The organism is Leifsonia sp. HAY1-4F, assembly GCF_056755275.1.
In genome coordinates this window covers 30,777-48,087 of record NZ_JBNDHX010000019.1, presented here as the reverse complement: position 1 = coordinate 48,087, position 17,311 = coordinate 30,777, and the positions used below count along the sequence as shown (strand labels likewise).

General features: G+C 66.3%; 13 protein-coding genes. 4 read left to right on the top strand and 9 right to left on the bottom strand.

The features are described from left to right. Window positions 1-782 (top strand): helix-turn-helix transcriptional regulator (locus ACPYOG_RS06295; RefSeq protein WP_481293389.1); only part of this gene is annotated, 782 nt, incomplete at its 5' end. Window positions 783-799: 17 nt separating this feature from the next. Here the strand turns inward: ACPYOG_RS06295 and ACPYOG_RS06290 are convergent. From ACPYOG_RS06290 to ACPYOG_RS06255, 8 genes are all read right to left on the bottom strand, one after another. Further along, window positions 800-2,140, bottom strand: a complete 1,341-nt coding sequence (locus tag ACPYOG_RS06290; RefSeq protein WP_481293388.1) for a NosD domain-containing protein — start codon at window positions 2,138-2,140, stop codon at window positions 800-802. A 37-nt stretch (window positions 2,141-2,177) separates the two neighbouring features. Further along, a complete protein-coding gene (locus ACPYOG_RS06285; RefSeq protein WP_481293387.1) occupies window positions 2,178-3,380 on the bottom strand; it encodes a NosD domain-containing protein in 1,203 nt (400 codons plus the stop codon). A gap of 32 nt (window positions 3,381-3,412) precedes the next feature. Next, window positions 3,413-3,583, bottom strand: a complete 171-nt coding sequence (locus ACPYOG_RS06280) for a hypothetical protein (RefSeq protein WP_481293386.1) — start codon at window positions 3,581-3,583, stop codon at window positions 3,413-3,415. Between the two features lie 107 nt (window positions 3,584-3,690). Continuing rightward, entirely contained in the window at window positions 3,691-4,671 is a 981-nt protein-coding gene (locus ACPYOG_RS06275; protein ID WP_481293385.1) for a glycosyl hydrolase family 32, read from the bottom strand. 11 nt (window positions 4,672-4,682) lie between these two features. Then, entirely contained in the window at window positions 4,683-5,720 is a 1,038-nt protein-coding gene (locus ACPYOG_RS06270) for a LacI family DNA-binding transcriptional regulator (RefSeq protein WP_481293384.1), read from the bottom strand. A gap of 73 nt (window positions 5,721-5,793) precedes the next feature. Further along, window positions 5,794-6,633 carry a carbohydrate ABC transporter permease gene (locus ACPYOG_RS06265; protein WP_481293383.1) on the bottom strand — a complete coding sequence of 280 codons (840 nt, stop codon included), beginning with the start codon at window positions 6,631-6,633 and terminating at the stop codon, window positions 5,794-5,796. Next, window positions 6,633-7,487 carry a carbohydrate ABC transporter permease gene (locus tag ACPYOG_RS06260; RefSeq protein ID WP_481293392.1) on the bottom strand — a complete coding sequence of 285 codons (855 nt, stop codon included), beginning with the start codon at window positions 7,485-7,487 and terminating at the stop codon, window positions 6,633-6,635. Before ACPYOG_RS06260 ends, ACPYOG_RS06265 begins: the two co-directional genes overlap by 1 nt. Window positions 7,488-7,606: 119 nt before the next feature. After that, window positions 7,607-8,890 carry an extracellular solute-binding protein gene (locus ACPYOG_RS06255; RefSeq protein WP_481293382.1) on the bottom strand — a complete coding sequence of 428 codons (1,284 nt, stop codon included), beginning with the start codon at window positions 8,888-8,890 and terminating at the stop codon, window positions 7,607-7,609. A 463-nt stretch (window positions 8,891-9,353) separates the two neighbouring features. Here ACPYOG_RS06255 and ACPYOG_RS06250 point away from each other — a divergent pair, with 463 nt between their 5' ends. The 3 genes from ACPYOG_RS06250 (at window position 9,354) to ACPYOG_RS06240 (ending at window position 16,949) form a co-directional block, all read left to right on the top strand. Next, window positions 9,354-15,983, top strand: coding sequence for a beta strand repeat-containing protein (locus ACPYOG_RS06250; RefSeq protein WP_481293381.1), 6,630 nt, complete (start codon window positions 9,354-9,356; stop codon window positions 15,981-15,983). A 108-nt stretch (window positions 15,984-16,091) separates the two neighbouring features. Next, the gene (locus tag ACPYOG_RS06245) at window positions 16,092-16,541 is read left to right on the top strand and encodes a hypothetical protein (protein ID WP_481293380.1); all 450 of its coding nucleotides are present in this window, start codon (window positions 16,092-16,094) and stop codon (window positions 16,539-16,541) included. A gap of 12 nt (window positions 16,542-16,553) precedes the next feature. Then, window positions 16,554-16,949, top strand: coding sequence for a hypothetical protein (locus tag ACPYOG_RS06240; protein ID WP_481293379.1), 396 nt, complete (start codon window positions 16,554-16,556; stop codon window positions 16,947-16,949). A 116-nt stretch (window positions 16,950-17,065) separates the two neighbouring features. Here the strand turns inward: ACPYOG_RS06240 and tatA are convergent, their stop codons facing one another. Then, entirely contained in the window at window positions 17,066-17,251 is a 186-nt protein-coding gene (gene tatA, locus ACPYOG_RS06235) for a twin-arginine translocase TatA/TatE family subunit (RefSeq protein WP_481293378.1), read from the bottom strand. Window positions 17,252-17,311: the final 60 nt, after the last annotated feature.

The following is a 17,311-nucleotide window of genomic DNA, read 5'->3' as shown; positions in this document are numbered from 1 at the left end:
TGTGGATCTTCACCCTGTGGCTGCACGCTCAGTACGGGCTCCGTGCGCGTCAGCCGTTGCGGTTCCTCTCCTACATCGAGCGTTCTCTCCAGTCCCGCGGCGCCCGGCACCGAACGGAGCTCGCCAGGCATCCGCTGATCGTCCGAGCGCAGGCCGACCTGCAGATCGCCGCCAACAAACCGCAATCCGCACGGGACACCCTCGCGACCGGCGACGACCTGGCGACAGCGGTTCCGCGCGCCCGGTACCTCTGCCTCGCCGGCCGGCCGGAACATGCAGCACACGTCACAGCCTCGGCCCTCGAGCATCCCTCGCTCACCGACCGGGACCAGCTGGAGCTGCTCATCGTCTCGATCTCCACAGCAACGAGACTGGGCCGCCAGACCCAGGCCCTGGAGCTCGTCGGCCGGGTGAACGAACTCGCCGAACGAATCGGAATCGCTCAACCGCTCGCCGGTCTGCCCTCCTGCGACCGCGCCGCACTCGAGCTCGAGGTCTCAGAACCCCCGATCTACCCCGACCGTCTCCGTGTCGTCGAGCTGACGCGGCGAGAACGGGAGTTGCTGAACGCGCTCGCCGTGTCCACCTCGAGAAAGGAGACGGCCGACCTGCTCTTCATCTCGATGAACACCATCAAGACCCAGCTCGCCTCCCTGTATCGCAAACTCGAGGCACGAACCCAGGAAGAGGCGGTCAGAAACGCTCAGGATTGGGGACTTCTGCCCGCGGATCAGCACCGCCAGACGCCGGAACCGGCGCGCACGGCCGATCCCCAGCCGTGACCGGCCTGCGCCCGGGATCAGACGACGATCCCGGGCGTGGCTCTGAACGCGTTGACGCTCCTATCGAGGACGACCTGGGCCTCGGTTCCCGAATCGAGGATTGTATTGCGGACCGATCCCGGATCCACCATGACGGCCGTGACCGCGAGGCCCTCCGACGACTCGGTCGCCAGCAGCGCATCCACCTGGGCCGCATAGGCGGAGTCGCTCGACTTCGCGTTGACGTCCAGTGCCACCACGTGGTTGCTGGAGACGAAGTTGCCGCTCCCTGCCCGCAGCCGGATGATGACCGGCGTCGCACCGGCCGGCCGGACCGTCTGCGCGTCGATGACCTCGGAGAAGTGGTTGCCGATGACGGAGTTGTTGCTGCCGCTGACGGAGAGAAGGCCGGAGAGGTCGTCCCGTCCGTTGCCGACCCCGAGGAACGGCGTCCACGGCTCATGGTCGCGCAGGAAATGGTTCGAGCCCACGAGGTTCTCCGAACTGTTCTCGGCGAGCACGACCATCCCCGGGTAGAACGAATGCAGCCGGTTGTTGGTGACGCTCGAGCGCGTCACCCCCGAGAGCTCGACGCTGCTCGCCCCGCGGGGGAAGACGTTGTTCGCCGTGATCAGGAGCCCGCCGTGATTCTCGGCATAGATGGAGTGACCCCTGAAGCCCGCTCCGATCAGGTTGTCGGTGATCTTCGACGCCTGGCCCCACCCGCGCAATTCGATGCAGCTTCCGCATTCCGCGATGAAGTTGTCGTGAATGGACAGCGCGTCCGCGTTGTAGATCGTGACGGCGTGCTCGAGGTAGACGAACCCCATGCCGTTGACGCGGAACGAGTCGTTCGCGCTCGCGACATGGATGCCCGTCTTGCCGTTGACGTAGGTGTTCTCCGGACGCATCCCCGAGCCCTCGGCGGTGAAGTGCAGGCCGTCGATGCAGAAGTTCGAGAACTCGACCGAGCTGATCCGCGGGCTCCCGCTCCGCTCGACGAGGAAGGCAGCGCCCGCGGGCTCGTCCTCGTCGCTCCCGGGGGGCAGGTCGACGAGGATCCGACTGCCCCCCGGCCACAGTTCATGCAGGCCGGCCCACTCCTCTTCGGGAACGTTGAACCGGATGCTCGACGACGTGAAGCCGTGACCCGAGCCCCGGATCGTGAGGAAGCTGATGTCGATCACCACTGGGGTGCGAAGGCGGTAGTCGCCGGGCGGAAGGTAGATCACCGCGCCCGGCTTTCCGCCCTTGTCCTCATCGGTTGCCGACTGCCGGGCCTTGATGTCAGCGATGATGCTGTTCATCACCTCGCCGACGTCCTGGGCCGGGTCACCGACGGGCCATGTCGTCACGTCGTAGTGGTTGGCGATTGACACGCGAATCCTTCCTTCAGGTGGTGGCTTGCCGATGGTCTTACGGGGTGGGGCGGAACCCGTAGCTGGTGGAGTTCGCCAGCAGTTGATCCTGGGTGCCGCTGTCGAAGACGTGCGAGTTGGTCGTCCCTGCGTCGAGGACCACAGTGTGGAGCGAGAGGTTGGAGATGATGTGGTTGGCGCCGATGTAGTTCTGGTCCCCATTCTTGACGCGGAAGACGGCCGCCGTGCCGCCGGCCGGTTTCACCTGATCGGGCGGGATGACCAGGGTGACGTGGTTGGCGGTGATGGTGTTTCCGTCGCCATTGACCTGGACCACTCCGAAGTCGTCGTCGAGGCCGTTGCCGATGCCGATGAACGGGCCGTACGTCTCGACTTGGCGCTCGAACACGTTGGAGCTGATCAGGTTCTCCTTGCAGTTGCCTTCCAGTGTGATGCTTCCGGGGTAGAAGGACTGGAGCCGGTTCGCCGAGATGTTGGACCGGAACGAGTTCTTGATGTGAACGGAGTCGATTCCCCGCGGGAAGATGTTGTTCCCCGTGACCAGCAGGCCGTTGCTGTTCTCGGCGAAGATCGAGAACCCGACCGGGCCGGCGCCGAGGTGGTTGTCGGAGATCTTGGACGCCTGGCTTCCGCCGACGATCATGATGCACGTCCCGCACTCTGCGAGGAAGTTCCCGGACACATCGAGCGCGTCCGGCCCCTGGATCAACAGCGCGTGCTCGAGATAGACCATCCCCATTCCGCGGACGCGGGCGGAGTCGTTGTCGGTCGCGAAGCGGATCCCCACCTTGCCGTTGCGGTACGAGTTCTGGTTGCTGCCGAACGAGACGCCGTCGAGGCAGAAGTTCTCGAACGCGACGGCGCTCAGGCGCGGGTTCCCGTTGCGGGAGACGATGAAGGCTTCCGCGTTGCCGTCGGTGTTCTCCACCTTGATGTGGCTGCCGCCGGGGTTGATCTCGTGCCAGCCGGTCGTATCCGAGTTGTACCGGATGGAGAGAGAGGTGAAGCCGTGACCGGAGCCCCGGATCGTCAGGAAGCTGACGTCGACGACGACGCGCGTCTTCAGCGAGTAGGTTCCCGGCGGAATGTAGATCACGGCTCCGGGCTTGTCGGCCGGGTCCGCCTGACGCTGCTTGATGTCGGCGATGATGCTGTTGATCACCGCTCCGATGTCGTACTGCGGGTCGACCGGTTGCCCGGGGGTCTTCCAATCGGTGACGTCGTACACGTTGGATTCCATCTGTATTCCTCTCGCTGGGTGGGGTAGCGCTATTACAGGAGGCCGACGGGGACCCGCCGGCGGGGCGCGGGCTGTGCGGCTTGCGCCGGTTGTGTCTCGGCCTGCGCCGGCTTCGCGCTGACATAGGTGAGCGCTGCGAGCGCTACCGAGGTCGCGGCGGTCTGAACGACGGCACGGCGGGTCGGTTGCAGCTTGTCGGTCATGGGCGTCCCTTCTTATCTGTGGTCTCGTGCGGAGTGGTCAGACGCGGATGCGGCCGCACTCGACGACCTATCGATGAGCGCCTCACCGACGACGAGCGCAGTGCGGCTCACGAGGGCATCCGCGCGTTCAGCACCTCGTCGCGATCCTGCGCCCGGATCTCCAAGCGTCCGTCCCGCCAGCCGATGGGCTGCGGGTCCGAGATCTCGCCGACCCAGTCCCCGTCGTCGTCGTTGTTCTGGAAGGCGAGGAGCTGCCACTGGCCGGTCCGGTCCTGCACGAGACGCCCCACATACAGGCGTTCATCGGTGATGCGGTAGGCGGCCTCGATGTCGAACGGCCCCGCCAGCGACGTGGTCGGGAAGGCCCAGATGCCCCCCGACAGCTCCCGGTCGCGACGATCGTGGGAGAGCTCGCTCGCCAGGCACGAGAACAGGCCGACTGGCCGTCCGTCGACCTGGACGGTCTGGACCACCTCGAGATGTCCGAAGCCCGCGCCCGGTTCCGACAGCGGTGGCCGGACGGTCCAGGTGGTCAGATCGGGCGAGGTGGCATGGCCGACGACGCCGCGGCCGTCGGGATCCCCGTGGTTCGCTCGAGCGGTGACCAGCATGTGCCAGACACCGCCGTCGCGGAACACCCACGGGTCGCGCCAGGCCTGGTCCGGCCACTTCCGCGTCCGCTCGGTCTCGTACCAGCGCTCGTCCGGTTCGAGGATCTGGCGGCCGGGTTCCCGTCGCCAGGTGAACAGGTCGTCGGAGACGACGGAGCTGATTCGCTGGTTGAGCCCGCCCTCCGCCCGGCTGACAGCGGTGTAGAACATCCGCCACATCCCGTCGTCGTCGCGGACCACCGACCCGGTCCACGTCGCGAGGTCGTCGAACGCCGGCGAGTCGTCGGGGATGACCGCGTCGGCATGTTCTGTCCACGTTCTGAGATCCGTGGAGGTCGCGTGCCCGATGGTGGCACGCCAATGGCGCCGGTCGGGGTCGAGGAGGGCCCGGGGTGCCTTCAGGAAGAACAGGTGGTATCGGTCGCCGTCGTCGGCGATCCAGAAGTCCCACACCCAGGAGGCGGCGAGGCGAAGCATCTACGTACCTTTCAGTTGGCAGGTGGTCTTGCGACTGAGCCTCGTGTGACGAGCGGACAATCGAGAAGTGTCGGTCGGTCGGCGAGAAGCTTGTATTCGGCTTCGCCGTGGATCAGGTGGACGAGGGTCTCGACGGCCCAGGCGCCCATTTCGTAGTGGGGGAGCGCCACGGTGGTCAGGCCGGGGAACAGGTTCGCGGCGATGAGCTCCTGGTTGTCGAACCCGACGATCGAGAGGTCGCCGGGAATGCTCAGGCCCAACTCCTGGGCCGCCCGGTAGGCGCCCATCGCCATCCGGTCGTTGTAGCAGAACAGGGCGGTCGGCCGGTCGTTCCGGGAAAGGATCTCCCGAGCGAGCTCGTATCCGGGGAGCGTTTCGGATACTGCGTACGCCACGAGGGTTTCGTCGAACGGGATGTCGTGCTCGTGCAGCACCTGCTTGTAGCCGGCGAGACGTCCGTGGGTGGCCGGCACGTCGTCGTCGTTGTTGAGGAAGCCGATGCGGGTGTGACCGGCTGTGACGAGGTGGGTGACGGCGGCGACGGCGCCGCTCACCTCGTCCGGGACCACCGCCGGGACGATGCCGTCCCGGTCGGTGGAGTCGATCAGGACGGCCGGGAGGCCCTGCAGGTCCGGGAGCGAGACCTGGCGGTGATACATCGTCGCGTAGAGGACGGCGTCCACCTGCCGGTCGATCAGCGCCTGGACATCGTCCCGATGCGCGTTGCCACCGGAATCGCGTTCGGTGTTGATGATGACGAGGGTGAGATCGTGTTCGCGCGCCGCGTTCTGGGCGCCGAGGATGATCCTGCCCGCGTGCGGGGTGGTCGCGATGTCCTCGCTCAGCAGACCGATCAGGCCGGACCGGTTGGTCCGCAGCGCCTGCGCCATCCGGTTCGGTCCGTAGCCGAGCGATTTCGCGGCCTGGCGGACACGCGCTCGGGTGTCATCGGCGACGCGCGTGTGCGGGGTGTCGTTCAGGACGTGCGACACCGTCGTGACCGACACCCCGGCGAGCCGGGCGACGTCGCGGATGCCGGCGCTTCTCACTGCCACAATTCTTCCCCTGCCTTCTCGATGTCTGGGATCGCTCGTCTCGGAGCCTCCGGTGAGGGTGCCCGGGTCACCCCTTGACCGCACCGAGGGTGAGCCCTGCGACGATGTGCCGCTGCAGAACGATGGCGAGCACGATGACCGGCACCGAGTACAGCACGGCGAGCGAGGTCATCGTTCCCCAGTCCAGTCCGAACTGACTCTGGAAATTGGCGATCTGCAACGGTGTCGTGACCGCTCGGACGGAGGTCAGCAGGAGCGCGAAGATGAAGTCGTTCCACGAGGCCAGGAAGGCGAAGATCGCCGTCACCGCGACACCTCCTCGGGTGATCGGGATGACCACCCGCCAGAGCGCGCCGAGCCGGCTGCTGCCGTCCACCCGCGCCGACTCCTCCAGCTCGTCCGGCACCGCTTCGAAGAAGCTGGCCATCAGCCAGATGGACAAGGGCAGCGAGATGGTCGTCTGGGCGATGGCCAGCGCGAACGAGGTGTCCGACAGGCCCAGGCTGTGGAAGATGGTGATGAGCGGTGCGCCCACCACGATCGCCGGCACCATCCTCATGATCAACGCGAGCAGGATGAACACCCGGCCGAGCCGCGTCCGGTACCGGGTCACTGCGTAGGCGGCGGGCACAGCCAGGATCAACGAGAGGACGGTGCTCATCACCGCTGTCTGGAGGCTGTTCACGAACGACTGCGGCACGCCCTGCGTGCTCAGGGCGGTGATGTAGTTCTGAACGGTCCAGGTGGAGGGCAGGATCGTCGGCGGAATCGCATTCGTCTCGATCGGCGTCTTGAACGACGTGAAGAGCATGTAGACGAAGGGGAAGGCGTAGAGGACCACGAGCACGGCGAGCGCGGTCCAGAGGATGGAGCGCGTGCTCGCGCGTCGTGTCTCGAGTCCGTTCATCAGTTGTCACTCCCTGGCCGCCAGATGGTGAGGACCGCGACGATCGCGACGACCATCATCGCGATCAGATAGATGGTGCCCATGGCGCTGGCGAGCCCCGGGTTCCCGTTGGCGATCTGCGTGTTGTAGACGAGCAGTGAGAGCACGTTCGTCGAGTTCTGCGGACCGCCATTGGTCTGAACGACGATCACGTCGAAGGCGCGCGCCGCGTCCACTCCTCGAACGATCAGGGCGACCGCGATCACCGGCCGCAGAAGCGGGAGGATGATCCGGAACAGCAGCGTCGGATACCGGGCTCCGTCGATCCGGGCGGCCTCCAGGATCTCTCCGGGCACGTTCTGCAACCCGGCGAACAGGACGAGCGAGATGAAGGAGGTGGTGAGCCAGATGTCCGGCAGCGCGACGGAGAACAATGCGATGTTCGGATCGCTCAGCCACGGGATCTGGTTGGGGGACGAGGTGATGTGCGCTTCGAAGAGCAGCTGGTTGACGATCCCCGAGTTGTCGATGAGCAGGAACCGCCAGAGCAGACCGGCGACGATCGGCGCGATCATCAGCGGGTACAGGAAGATCGTGCGGAAGATGCGGGAGCGGTCGCCGAGTCCGCTGAACAGCAGCGCGACGGTGAGCCCGAGCACGAACTCCATGGTGACGACGATGACGGTGTACGCGATGGTGCGCAGCGCCGAGTTGCCGAAGTCGGCCGAGGTGAGGGCCTGCACATAGTTGGCGAATCCGACGAACTTGTGCGGGCTGCCGGCGATGGGGTTGTAGCGGAAGAAGCTGTTCCCGATGAACTGGGCCAGCGGCCACGCCACGAAGGCGGCGAGGAAGAGCCCGGCGGGCAGCATCATCAGCGCTGCGAACCGGCGGTCGGTCAGCCGGAACCGCTTCCGGCGCCGGCTGGGCGTGTTGTGCGGGCCGAGAGCGGCCGGCCGGGTGGCCGGCCGCTCAGGAACTGTGGTCGTCATGGCTACTGCTGGACGATCTGGTCGATCTGGGATGCTGCGGACTTGAGAAGCGACGCATTGTCCGCGCCCGGCTGGACCGACTTCTGGATCATCGGGATCAGCACGTTGTTGACGATGTTCTGCCAGTTGCCGTTCGCGGGACGGGCGATCGTCGCCGGCGCGGAGAGCGTGGCGATCATCGGTCCGTACGCGTCGTAGCCGGGCTTGTTCTGGTACTGCTTCAGCGCGGAGATCCGGGCCACAAGACCGAGCGAGGTGGTCGCGCTCAGGGCGTTGTGGTCGTAGGCGAACTTCACGAACGCCGTCGAGGCCGCCTGGTGCGCACCCTCCTTCGGGATGCTCAGGTAGAACGGCCCGGGAACACCGGCGATTCCTGCAGGACCGCCGATCATGGGCGCGACGGCCGTCTTGCCGTACACGGGCGACGTGGTCGGGATCTGCCGGAACGCATGCGCCCAGAAGAGCATCATGGCCGACTTGCCCTGGTTGTACGAGTTCTGCGCCGCATTCCAGTCGGCCGCTGCGACACCGGGCGGGGCGAACTTCGCCAGGCTGGTGTAGTAGTTCAACGCCTTGAGGCTGGCTGCGTCACCGAGGGTCGACTTGGTTCCGGCGGCGTTCAGAACCATGTTCTTCTCGCCCGCCTGGGACAAGACCGCCAGGTACTGCGTCTCTTCCGCTCCGGGGAGGGGTGCGCCGTACATCCCGTTCTTCGTGAAGAACTCCGCGGCATCCGTGTACTGCTGCCACGTGGTCGGCGCCTTGAGGTCGTACCCGTACTTGGCCTTGAACGCCGCCTGGTTGGCCGGATCGTTGAAGAGGTCGGTGCGGTAGTACAGGATCTCCGAGTTGGCGAACGCCGGCATGCCGACATAGTTGTCGCCGACCTTGGCCTCCTGCACGACGGACGGGAAGTTGTCCGCCTTGACGGCCGAGGTGTACATACTGTTCAGCGGCTGGAGGCCCGCGGCGAAGGCGGGCAGCCAGACGGCGTCGAGCGCGGCGACGTCGAACGAGACGCTCCCGGTCGACAATTCGCTGTTCACGCGGTTGTAGAGACCGTTGTACGGCAGCTCGACGAAGTTGACTTTGACGCCGGTCGTCTTGGTGTACAGGTCGGCGATGGGCTGGAGCTCCCCATGGCCGCCGGCTTCGACGAGGACGCTGATGGACTTGACGGACGTGGCGCTGTCACCGCTGGTGCCGGGGGAGCATGCGGTGAGGGCAAGGAGAGAGGCGGCGGCGACTGCTGCGACCGCGACCGTCCTGGTGCGGGGGAGACGCACGCGACGGCGACCCGTCGTACTTGTGCGAAGCATCTTTACTCCGATTCATTCGGGGCGCGGCCGGGGCTCGCGCAATGTGTTAGCGAAGTGATCGCGGAAACGTTTTGGCAAAACGTCTTGGCGTAAATGTACTTTCCTCGATTTCACCCCGTCAACCGCCAAAAAGCGCCAAAATACGCCAAAATTTTTGGCCCCGCTTCGTCGAGAGTTTGCCTTGGGTGAAGTTTCGGGGTGAAACCCGCCCGACCACCCCATGAGTGTCTTGAGCTTCGCTATTGATGAGGAGTGTCCTGCCATCTCGCTCCGCTATCGGGCGCTATGTCGGGCGTTACCGAGGGGTCGTAACATGCGTCGAAATCGCACCGCAACATCATCCGCCAAGCACCGGGGTCCGCGTGGTCTGCTGGCCCTGCTCCGCGGAATGCTCTGGCATTCGGGTCGTCCGACGGCAGGGTTCCGGTGGGTGTCGGCCGGCTTGGCGATCGTCACCGGCGTCATGGCGTTGTCGGTTGCGGGTGTGGCGTATGCGGCACCAAGCGCTGCGGTGCATGAGCTCACGGCGAACTGGCTGAATCCGCCGGCGTCCGTGGCCTCTGGTGATGTGGTGACCTCCGAGTGGCACATCAGCACCAACGACGCGAACAATCCGCAAGAGAACAACCCCGTCGACAATGTCCGGGTCACTCTGGTCGCGACGAACGGCGTGTTCGCAAGCATCCCCACCATCTGCAAGACGAGCGGTGTCACTCCGGTGTCGTCGATTTCTGCCGATGGCACCACCCTGGTCTGCAATCTGGGGACGATCACGGAGGGCACCTCCACGGTCGTCGACGCGCCGATCCGCGCGAAGGGCGCGAACGGGGCGCTACTGTCCGCTACGGGAAGCGTCACCTCGGACTCCGCCGTTGCACCGGTGTCGACGTCCGCGCCGCTGCCGGGTGTCCCGATCACGACCACGCACGGCATGGACCTGCGGTTGGCGTCCGCACCGGCCACCGCCCAGCAGGGCATCCTGAGCAACGGAGGCCGGCCCACCCTGCTGATGGACTTCTCTCTCGTCCTCGCCCCCGGAAGCGTCCCGGGACCCGCCAACTATTCGTTCCCCGTCACGATCACTTCACCTGCCGGCACGGCAGGGATGACCGTCGATGGCTGCGCACCGCTGGGCGTTGCAGCTCAGGCCGCCTCTCAACCGTATTCAGACCCGGCACAGTCCAACAGGGACACCTTCCCGGGCTGCACGGTATCGGGCTCCGGCGCCAATTACACGGTCAACCTCACCGGCATCGACTACACCCTGGTGCACACCCCGACCCTGGACAGCCTGGGCAACCCTCTCCCGGTCGGCAGCTACGTCGCGTCGGGAACAGTAGCGTTCAGCTTCCCCGGTCCGGCCGTCGGTACTTCTTACACCTTCACGGCGTCACCGCCGAACTTCACCTTCTCCGACGGGGTGGTCGCTGCGGACAACAATGCCGCCGACGACTCGTCCATCGCGACAATCACTCCGTCGGGCGGTCTGGCGACGACGTGGCACTCGCCTGGCCGGAACAACTGGGACGACAAGCTTTTCGTCAGCCCAGGCCAGACAGACACGGCGACGTCGCCGTTAGCCGCGTGCTTCACCCAATTGTGTTCGGACGCGAATACGTCATTGTGGGCGGGTTACACCGGGCCTGGCGGCGCAGACACTGCTGGTGTTTGCACGTTGTACTCGGATCCGTCGGTGTTCCTCCCGAAAGCCGTCCAAGCAGTTGCGTCGAGTAATGGTGCCCTAACCCCCTCACCTATTCCGTCGGTGCACCTGTGGTATTCCACTCAGGCGTTCAATACGAAGACCGAAACCTGTGGTGAGCCGGTGAACTCAGGGACTTGGCTGCCTGTTACCGACCCCAACAATCTGCCGGCTGGTGTCACAGGCCTGAAGATGACCTGGGACCCCTCGGTTTCACGCGAGCCTGGCCACCAACTGTTGGTCTCCGGCGACATCTCCCCGACCGCACCCGCCGGCGCTGAGAACTGGGAGGTCATTGCCGCCAACAGTCCGGCACGCCCGAACTGGTTCAATGACAGCGATAGCCCGCTGATGGTGCCTGTTACGCCGACATTGTGGAGCACGTACGCGCCGGCAACCAACGGCTACCGGGACGTGATGCGGGTTGTCACGCAAACCGGGACGATCACGAAGACGACGCCGGACACGACGGCGACTCCGGGCTCCCCGGTGCCGTACACGATTCAGGTGTCCGCGCAGGCATCGAGCACGACTCCGCCGCCGCCGACGACGATCACAGTCGTGGATACGCTTCCGGCGGGGATGAGCTACGTGGCCGGTTCCGGGTCGCCGGCACCGTCGTCGGTGTCGGGTCAGACGGTGACCTGGGTTCTTCCGAACTCGACGGCGAACATCCAGTATCCGATCACTTACCAGGCGGTCCTCGCAGCGAACAACGGCTTGGCGCCGGGGACGGCGTTGACGAACTCGGCCGAAGTGCAGGTGCCCGGTGATGTGCGCCCGGCCGGTGCACGCACCGCGACGGCATCGGTCGTGACGGCGAGCAGCGCATCCACGCAGCTCGGCAAGTCCGTCGAGTCGAACACGCTCTCCTTCTACGGCGACTCCTCGGCGTGGGATCTGACGGTCAACTCGTTCGACCCGGTCACGAACCCGTTCACGGACACCATCGACATCCTTCCCGCATCGACGGATGGCCGCGGCACGAACATCGACGGCACCTACACGGTGACCGGTGTCACCGCACCCGCCGGGTCGACGGTGTATTACAGCACCGCGAGCGTGGGGTCGTTGAGCAACGACCCGAGAAGCGCGTCCAACGGTGGAACACCGGGAAGCGTGTCGGGGAACACCGTGGGGTGGACCACGGTGAAGCCGGCCAAACCGACGGCGGTACGCGTGATCGGGCCGGCGCTGGCGCCGGGTGCGACGCAGAACATCCGGATCGCCTTCACCACTCCCGCCGGCACCAGTTGCACCTCGCCGGCGTCGACGGACAACAAGCCCGGTCAGCTGCTGGTGAACTCGGCGCTGAGCATCGCCGGGCACACCGCCCTGCCGATGCTGTCGTCGGCGACCACGACGATCGGCGACTGCTACGCCCTCGATCTGAAGAAGTACGTGCTGGCCAAGGGTGGTGACCCCGTTCCGGCCGACCCGGCCAGCAACCCGTCATGGTTGGACGCGAACACGGTCGCCGGGTACGCCCAGTACGCCGCGGGCGACACCGTCCCGTTCGAAGTGATCGCCACGAACAAGGGCACGGGTGCGCTGACGAACGTCAGCGTGTCCGACCCGCAAGCTCCGAGCTGTGGCGGCACCATTGCGACTCTCGCTGCGGGGGCGAACCAGGTCTTCAGCTGCCAGCTGACCGCGACCGTCGGCACGACGGTGAACACCGCTTCCGCTTCCATCACGCCTCCCACCGGGCCGGCTCTGAACGTGAGCGACCCGGCCGGCTTCGTGGTTCCGGCACCGTACGCGGTCACGAAGACCTCGGATGCGGGAGCGACGGTCACTCCGGGGACGGTCGTCCACTACACGGTGACGGTGACGGAGCCCGCGACCAGTGCTGCGCCCGCGACGAATCCGTCGATCAGCGACGACCTCTCGGGTGTGCTGGATGACGCAACCTACAACGGTGACGCGGTGGCGACCGGTGGGAGCGTGTCGGTGACCGGTGGCACCCTGGCCTGGTCGGCGGCAACGCTGGTGCCGGGACAGATCATCACAATCACTTATTCGGTGACAGTGAAGAACCCGGACACCGGTGACAACGTGCTCGCGAACGCCGTCGTCACGCCGCCCGGTGTCAGCAACTGTCCGGCCGGTGGGAGTGATCCTGCCTGTGCGGTGACGGTCAGGAACAGTGGATCCGCCGTCACCTGTCAGAGCAACGGGTCCATCTTCAACACCGGATTCAACGCTGCCACCGGCGGAACACTGCCCGACAACTCGAAAGATTCCAAGTGGACGGTCGCTGGACCGTTCACTGCCGGCGCCTCGGGATCTCTGCCGCCCGGGAATGCGTCGTTCGCGCCGGCCAACGTCGGGAACCTCCAGCCGCAGCCCGCAGGTTGGTACACGCCACCAGGCGGCAACGCGCAATGGATTTCGCAGCAAACCATTGCCAACCCGTCCAGCGGTCAAGGCGATTGGTTCTACAAGTACACGTTCACCCTTGACCCGACGGTGAACCCGTCAGCGTTCAGCCTGGCCATGAACTTCATGGCAGACAACGCCGTCGAGCACGTCTGGGTGAATGGCGTCGACCAGAACGGACAGACGACTGGCCTCCCGTCGTCCGGGGCACAGAACCCGTACAACTTCCCGGGTTTCGGCAACGGAACACAGGCGAAGGCCACGCTGAATCACAACTGGCAGGCCGGCACCAACACGATCATCGTTTCCATTGCCAGCAACCCGGCGGAAGAGGGATTCCTCGCGCAATTCACGACAACCAGTGTGTGTCCGGCGCCGGCGATCACTCTCCAGAAGTCGGCGACACCGGCCACGATCAGCGCAGCCGGACAGACTGTCACCTATTCGTTCCTGGTGAAGAACACCGGCAACGTTCCCCTGACGAACGTGACGGTGACGGACGCTGCGTTCAGCGGCACCGGCCCGCTGCCGGTGATCACCTGCCCGCCCGGGGCGGCATCCCTTGCTCCAGGCGCCACCGTGACCTGTACGGCCACCTACCAGCCGACGCAAGCGGACCTCGACGCCGGACAGATCACCAACACGGCGACCGCGACCGGCACCCCGCCCAGCGGCCCCGCCCCGGTGTCCCCACCGTCGTCGGCCGCCGTGACGGCGACGCCGGCGCCGGCGATCAGCGTGGTGAAGTCCGCATCCCCGGCTGATGCCGGACACTTCACCGTCGGCCAGGTGATCACGTACTCGTTCGTGGTCACGAACACGGGCAACGTCACTCTGACCAACGTGCAACCGGTCGAGGGCGCGTTCACCGGCTCCGGCACGCTGTCCCTGGCGGTGTGTCCGGCAGGTGCTGCGTCGTTGGCGCCAGGCGCGCAGGTGACCTGCACCGCGACCTACACGATCACTCAGGCGGACGTGGATGCCGGGCAGATCACCAACGATGTGACTGCGACCGGTAACCCGCCCTCGGGGCCGCCGGTGGTGTCGCCGCCGTCGAAGGTGACGATCCCCGCACCGGATAATCCGGCGATCACGGTGGTGAAGTCGGCTACCCCGGCGACGATCACCGCCGCCGGTCAGACGGTGACGTATTCGTTCCTGGTGACCAACAGCGGCAACGTGACTTTGACGAACCCGACGGTGACCGAGACCGCGTTCAGCGGGACCGGGACCGCGCCTGTTCCGTCGTGCCCGCCGGCGACTCTGCTGCCCGGTGCCCAGCTGACGTGCACCGCGACCTATGTGGCGACCCAGGCGGATGTGGATGCTGGACTCGTCACGAACACCGCCACTGCGACGGGGACTCCGCCGTCGGGTCCGCCCGTGGCCTCGCCGCCGTCGAGTGCGACGGTGACCGCGACCCTGACCCCCGGGATCAGCGTGGTGAAGACGGCGAACCCGTCCACGGTGGGGAAGGTGGGTGACACGGTCGCCTACTCGTTCCTGGTGACGAACACGGGCAACACGACGCTGACGAACGTGACGGTGAACGAGGGAGCGTTCTCGGGTACCGGGACGTTGTCTGCGGTGACGTGCCCGGCTGGTGCGGCGTCGTTGGCGCCGGGTGCGTCCGTCACGTGCACGGCCTCCTATACGTTCACGCAGGCGGATGTGGATGCAGGCAAGGTGACGAACACCGCAACCGCGACCGGTAACCCGCCCTCGGGTCCGCCGCCGATCTCGCCGCCGTCGACCACGACGGTGACCGCGACCCCGGCTCCCGGGATCAGTGTGGTGAAGTCGGCGACCCCGTCGACGGTCGGGAAGGTGGGTGACACGGTCGCCTACTCGTTCCTGGTCACCAACACGGGCAACACCACCCTGTCGAACGTGACCGTCAACGAGGGGGCCTTCTCCGGGACCGGGACGCTGTCTCCGGTCACGTGTCCTGCGGGTGCTGCATCGTTGGCGCCGAGCGCGTCGGTGACCTGCACCGCCCCGTACACGTTCACGCAGGCGGATGTGGATGCCGGCAAGGTGACGAACACGGCCACCGCGACGGGTAACCCGCCCTCGGGTCCGCCGGTGGTGTCGACCCCGTCGACCGCGACGGTGACGGTGCCCCCGGCTCCGGGGATCAGTGTGGTGAAGTCGGCGACCCCGTCGGATGCTGCCAGCTACACGGTGGGCCGGGTTATCACCTACTCGTTCGTCGCAACGAACACCGGGAACACCACGCTGACGAATGTGACGATCGACGAGGGCGCGTTCAGCGGGTCGGGGACGTTGTCTGCGGCGGTGTGTCCGGCGGGTGCGGCGTCGTTGGCGCCCGGTGCGCAGGTGACCTGCACGGCCACCTACACGCTGACGCAAGCGGATGTGGATGCCGGGTCCATTACGAACGCCGCAACGTCGACGGGTAATCCGCCCTCGGGGCCGCCGGTGGTGTCGCCGCCGTCGAAGGTGACTATTCCGGCGCCGGATGACCCGGCGATCACGGTGCTGAAGACGGCGAGCACGCAGTCGGTCACGACGGTGGGGCAGGTGATCGGGTACTCGTTCCTGGTGACCAACACCGGCAATGTGACACTGACCGATGCGAAGCCGGTCGAGGGTTCCTTCTCCGGGACCGGTCAGCTCTCCGCGGTGAGCTGCCCGGCGGGTGCCGCCTCGCTGGTGCCGGGTGCGTCCGTGACGTGCACCGCCACGTACACGGTCACTGCTGCCGATGTCAGTTCCGGGAAGAAGCTCTCGAACACCGCTACCGCCACGGGAACACCCCCGTCCGGTGACCCGGTGGTGTCCGACCCGTCGGTGGTGACCGTGGTCACTCCGACCCCACCGACCCCGTCGGCGGGTGCGCTGCCGGACACCGGATCGGTGCTGAGCAATTGGATCATCTTCGGCGCTCCGACGTTGCTGCTGCTCGGGTTGGCGGCAGTCTTCATCGATCGCCGTCGTCGCCGCCGGGTGTAATCCGGACGCCTCGCGGCACCTGTGGGGAGGGACCCGTCCCATTCCGGATCCCTCCCCACCCCAGACCCAATCGACCAACAACCTCTGAATCGTTCACTGGAGAGTTCTATGTTCGCCGCCCCTCAACGACTCTCGATCGCCGCGGCCGCCGCGGTTGCCGTGGCAGCGACCCTGATCTTCACCGGGTGCAGCACGGCGAAACCGCCGGTTACCCACTCCCCGACACCGGCTGCCGCTATCAACGGGCTCCCGGACGGGGTGAAGCCGGCGCCGGTGCCCACCGATGTCCCGAACTCGGTGGCTGCACGCAAGAACGTCACCGTCACCGGCTGCAGCGGAGACGCTGACGGTTGGAAGGCTTCAGGGACGATCACCAACCCGGCGAAGGCCACCACCGACTACACGATCACCGTGTTCTTCACCACCCCGGCGGCGACCGTGATCGATACCGCCCAAACCAAGGTGACCGTCCACGCGGGCGCAACCCAGAAATGGTCCGCAGCGAAAACCTTCACCACCGGTGGGCACGTGCTCTGCGTCCTTCGCGGCGTGGGCTGAACGACCCTTGACATGTCCGAATGGATATCCCTGCGGCCACCCCAGCTCCCGCCGGTGCTGGAAGAGATGCTGCTGGGATGTCAGGCATTCGAGAACACGGCGACCGGCAGCTCGCGCAGGGGCGCCTTCCGCATCACCCGCGCCCTGATCGGAGCGCTCCTGGCCGACGGCTACTCCGTGCACACCATCGCCGAGCTCCTCGGCGTCACCTCCGGTTCCGTCCGCAGCCGTGGCGCGACCATCACGACCGTCCCGGCCGCCGCCCTCACCGCCGTCCCCGGACTGGCGAACGCACAGCTCGACTCCTGGCTCGAGACCAACACGCCACCTGGAGCCGACGGGACCATCGACCTCAGGAAATTCGTCGCCAGCGTCCACCCCGCCGGGAAGAGGAGCCACGTACGGTGACGAACTGGACCCTTGGCCCGCACTACCCCTCTTCAACGACACCGGCGTCGTGGCGCTCATCCGGTTCGGCGGCCGCCGACCAGAAGCCGGCCGCGCATGTCGCGACGGGGCACAGGCTACTGCTGGACGGGCTGGTCCTTTTCCGCCGGGGCGTCGTCCTGCAAGCTCCTCGCCTCGCTGCGTAGGATGCGGGCCGACTGCCCCACGGCGCGAGCCAGGGCCGGCAACTTGGCTGCACCGAAGATCAGTATCACCACGGCGAGAATGATGATCAGGTGCCAACCGGTGAGGTTCGCGAACATGGGGGACCTTCTTCCTGCTCGGACTAGCCGAGCTGATAGCCGCGAAACGTAACCGAGGCG

Coding starts and splice junctions, on each gene's coding strand:
- ACPYOG_RS06285 (WP_481293387.1), bottom strand. CDS start 3,380: ATGGAATCCAACGTGTACGACGTCACCGATTGGAAGACCCCCGGGCAA.
- ACPYOG_RS06280 (WP_481293386.1), bottom strand. CDS start 3,583: ATGACCGACAAGCTGCAACCGACCCGCCGTGCCGTCGTTCAGACCGCC.
- ACPYOG_RS06275 (WP_481293385.1), bottom strand. CDS start 4,671: ATGCTTCGCCTCGCCGCCTCCTGGGTGTGGGACTTCTGGATCGCCGAC.
- ACPYOG_RS06265 (WP_481293383.1), bottom strand. CDS start 6,633: ATGAACGGACTCGAGACACGACGCGCGAGCACGCGCTCCATCCTCTGG.
- ACPYOG_RS06260 (WP_481293392.1), bottom strand. CDS start 7,487: ATGATGCTGCCCGCCGGGCTCTTCCTCGCCGCCTTCGTGGCGTGGCCG.
- ACPYOG_RS06245 (WP_481293380.1), top strand. CDS start 16,092: ATGTTCGCCGCCCCTCAACGACTCTCGATCGCCGCGGCCGCCGCGGTT.
- ACPYOG_RS06240 (WP_481293379.1), top strand. CDS start 16,554: ATGTCCGAATGGATATCCCTGCGGCCACCCCAGCTCCCGCCGGTGCTG.
- tatA (WP_481293378.1), bottom strand. CDS start 17,251: ATGTTCGCGAACCTCACCGGTTGGCACCTGATCATCATTCTCGCCGTG.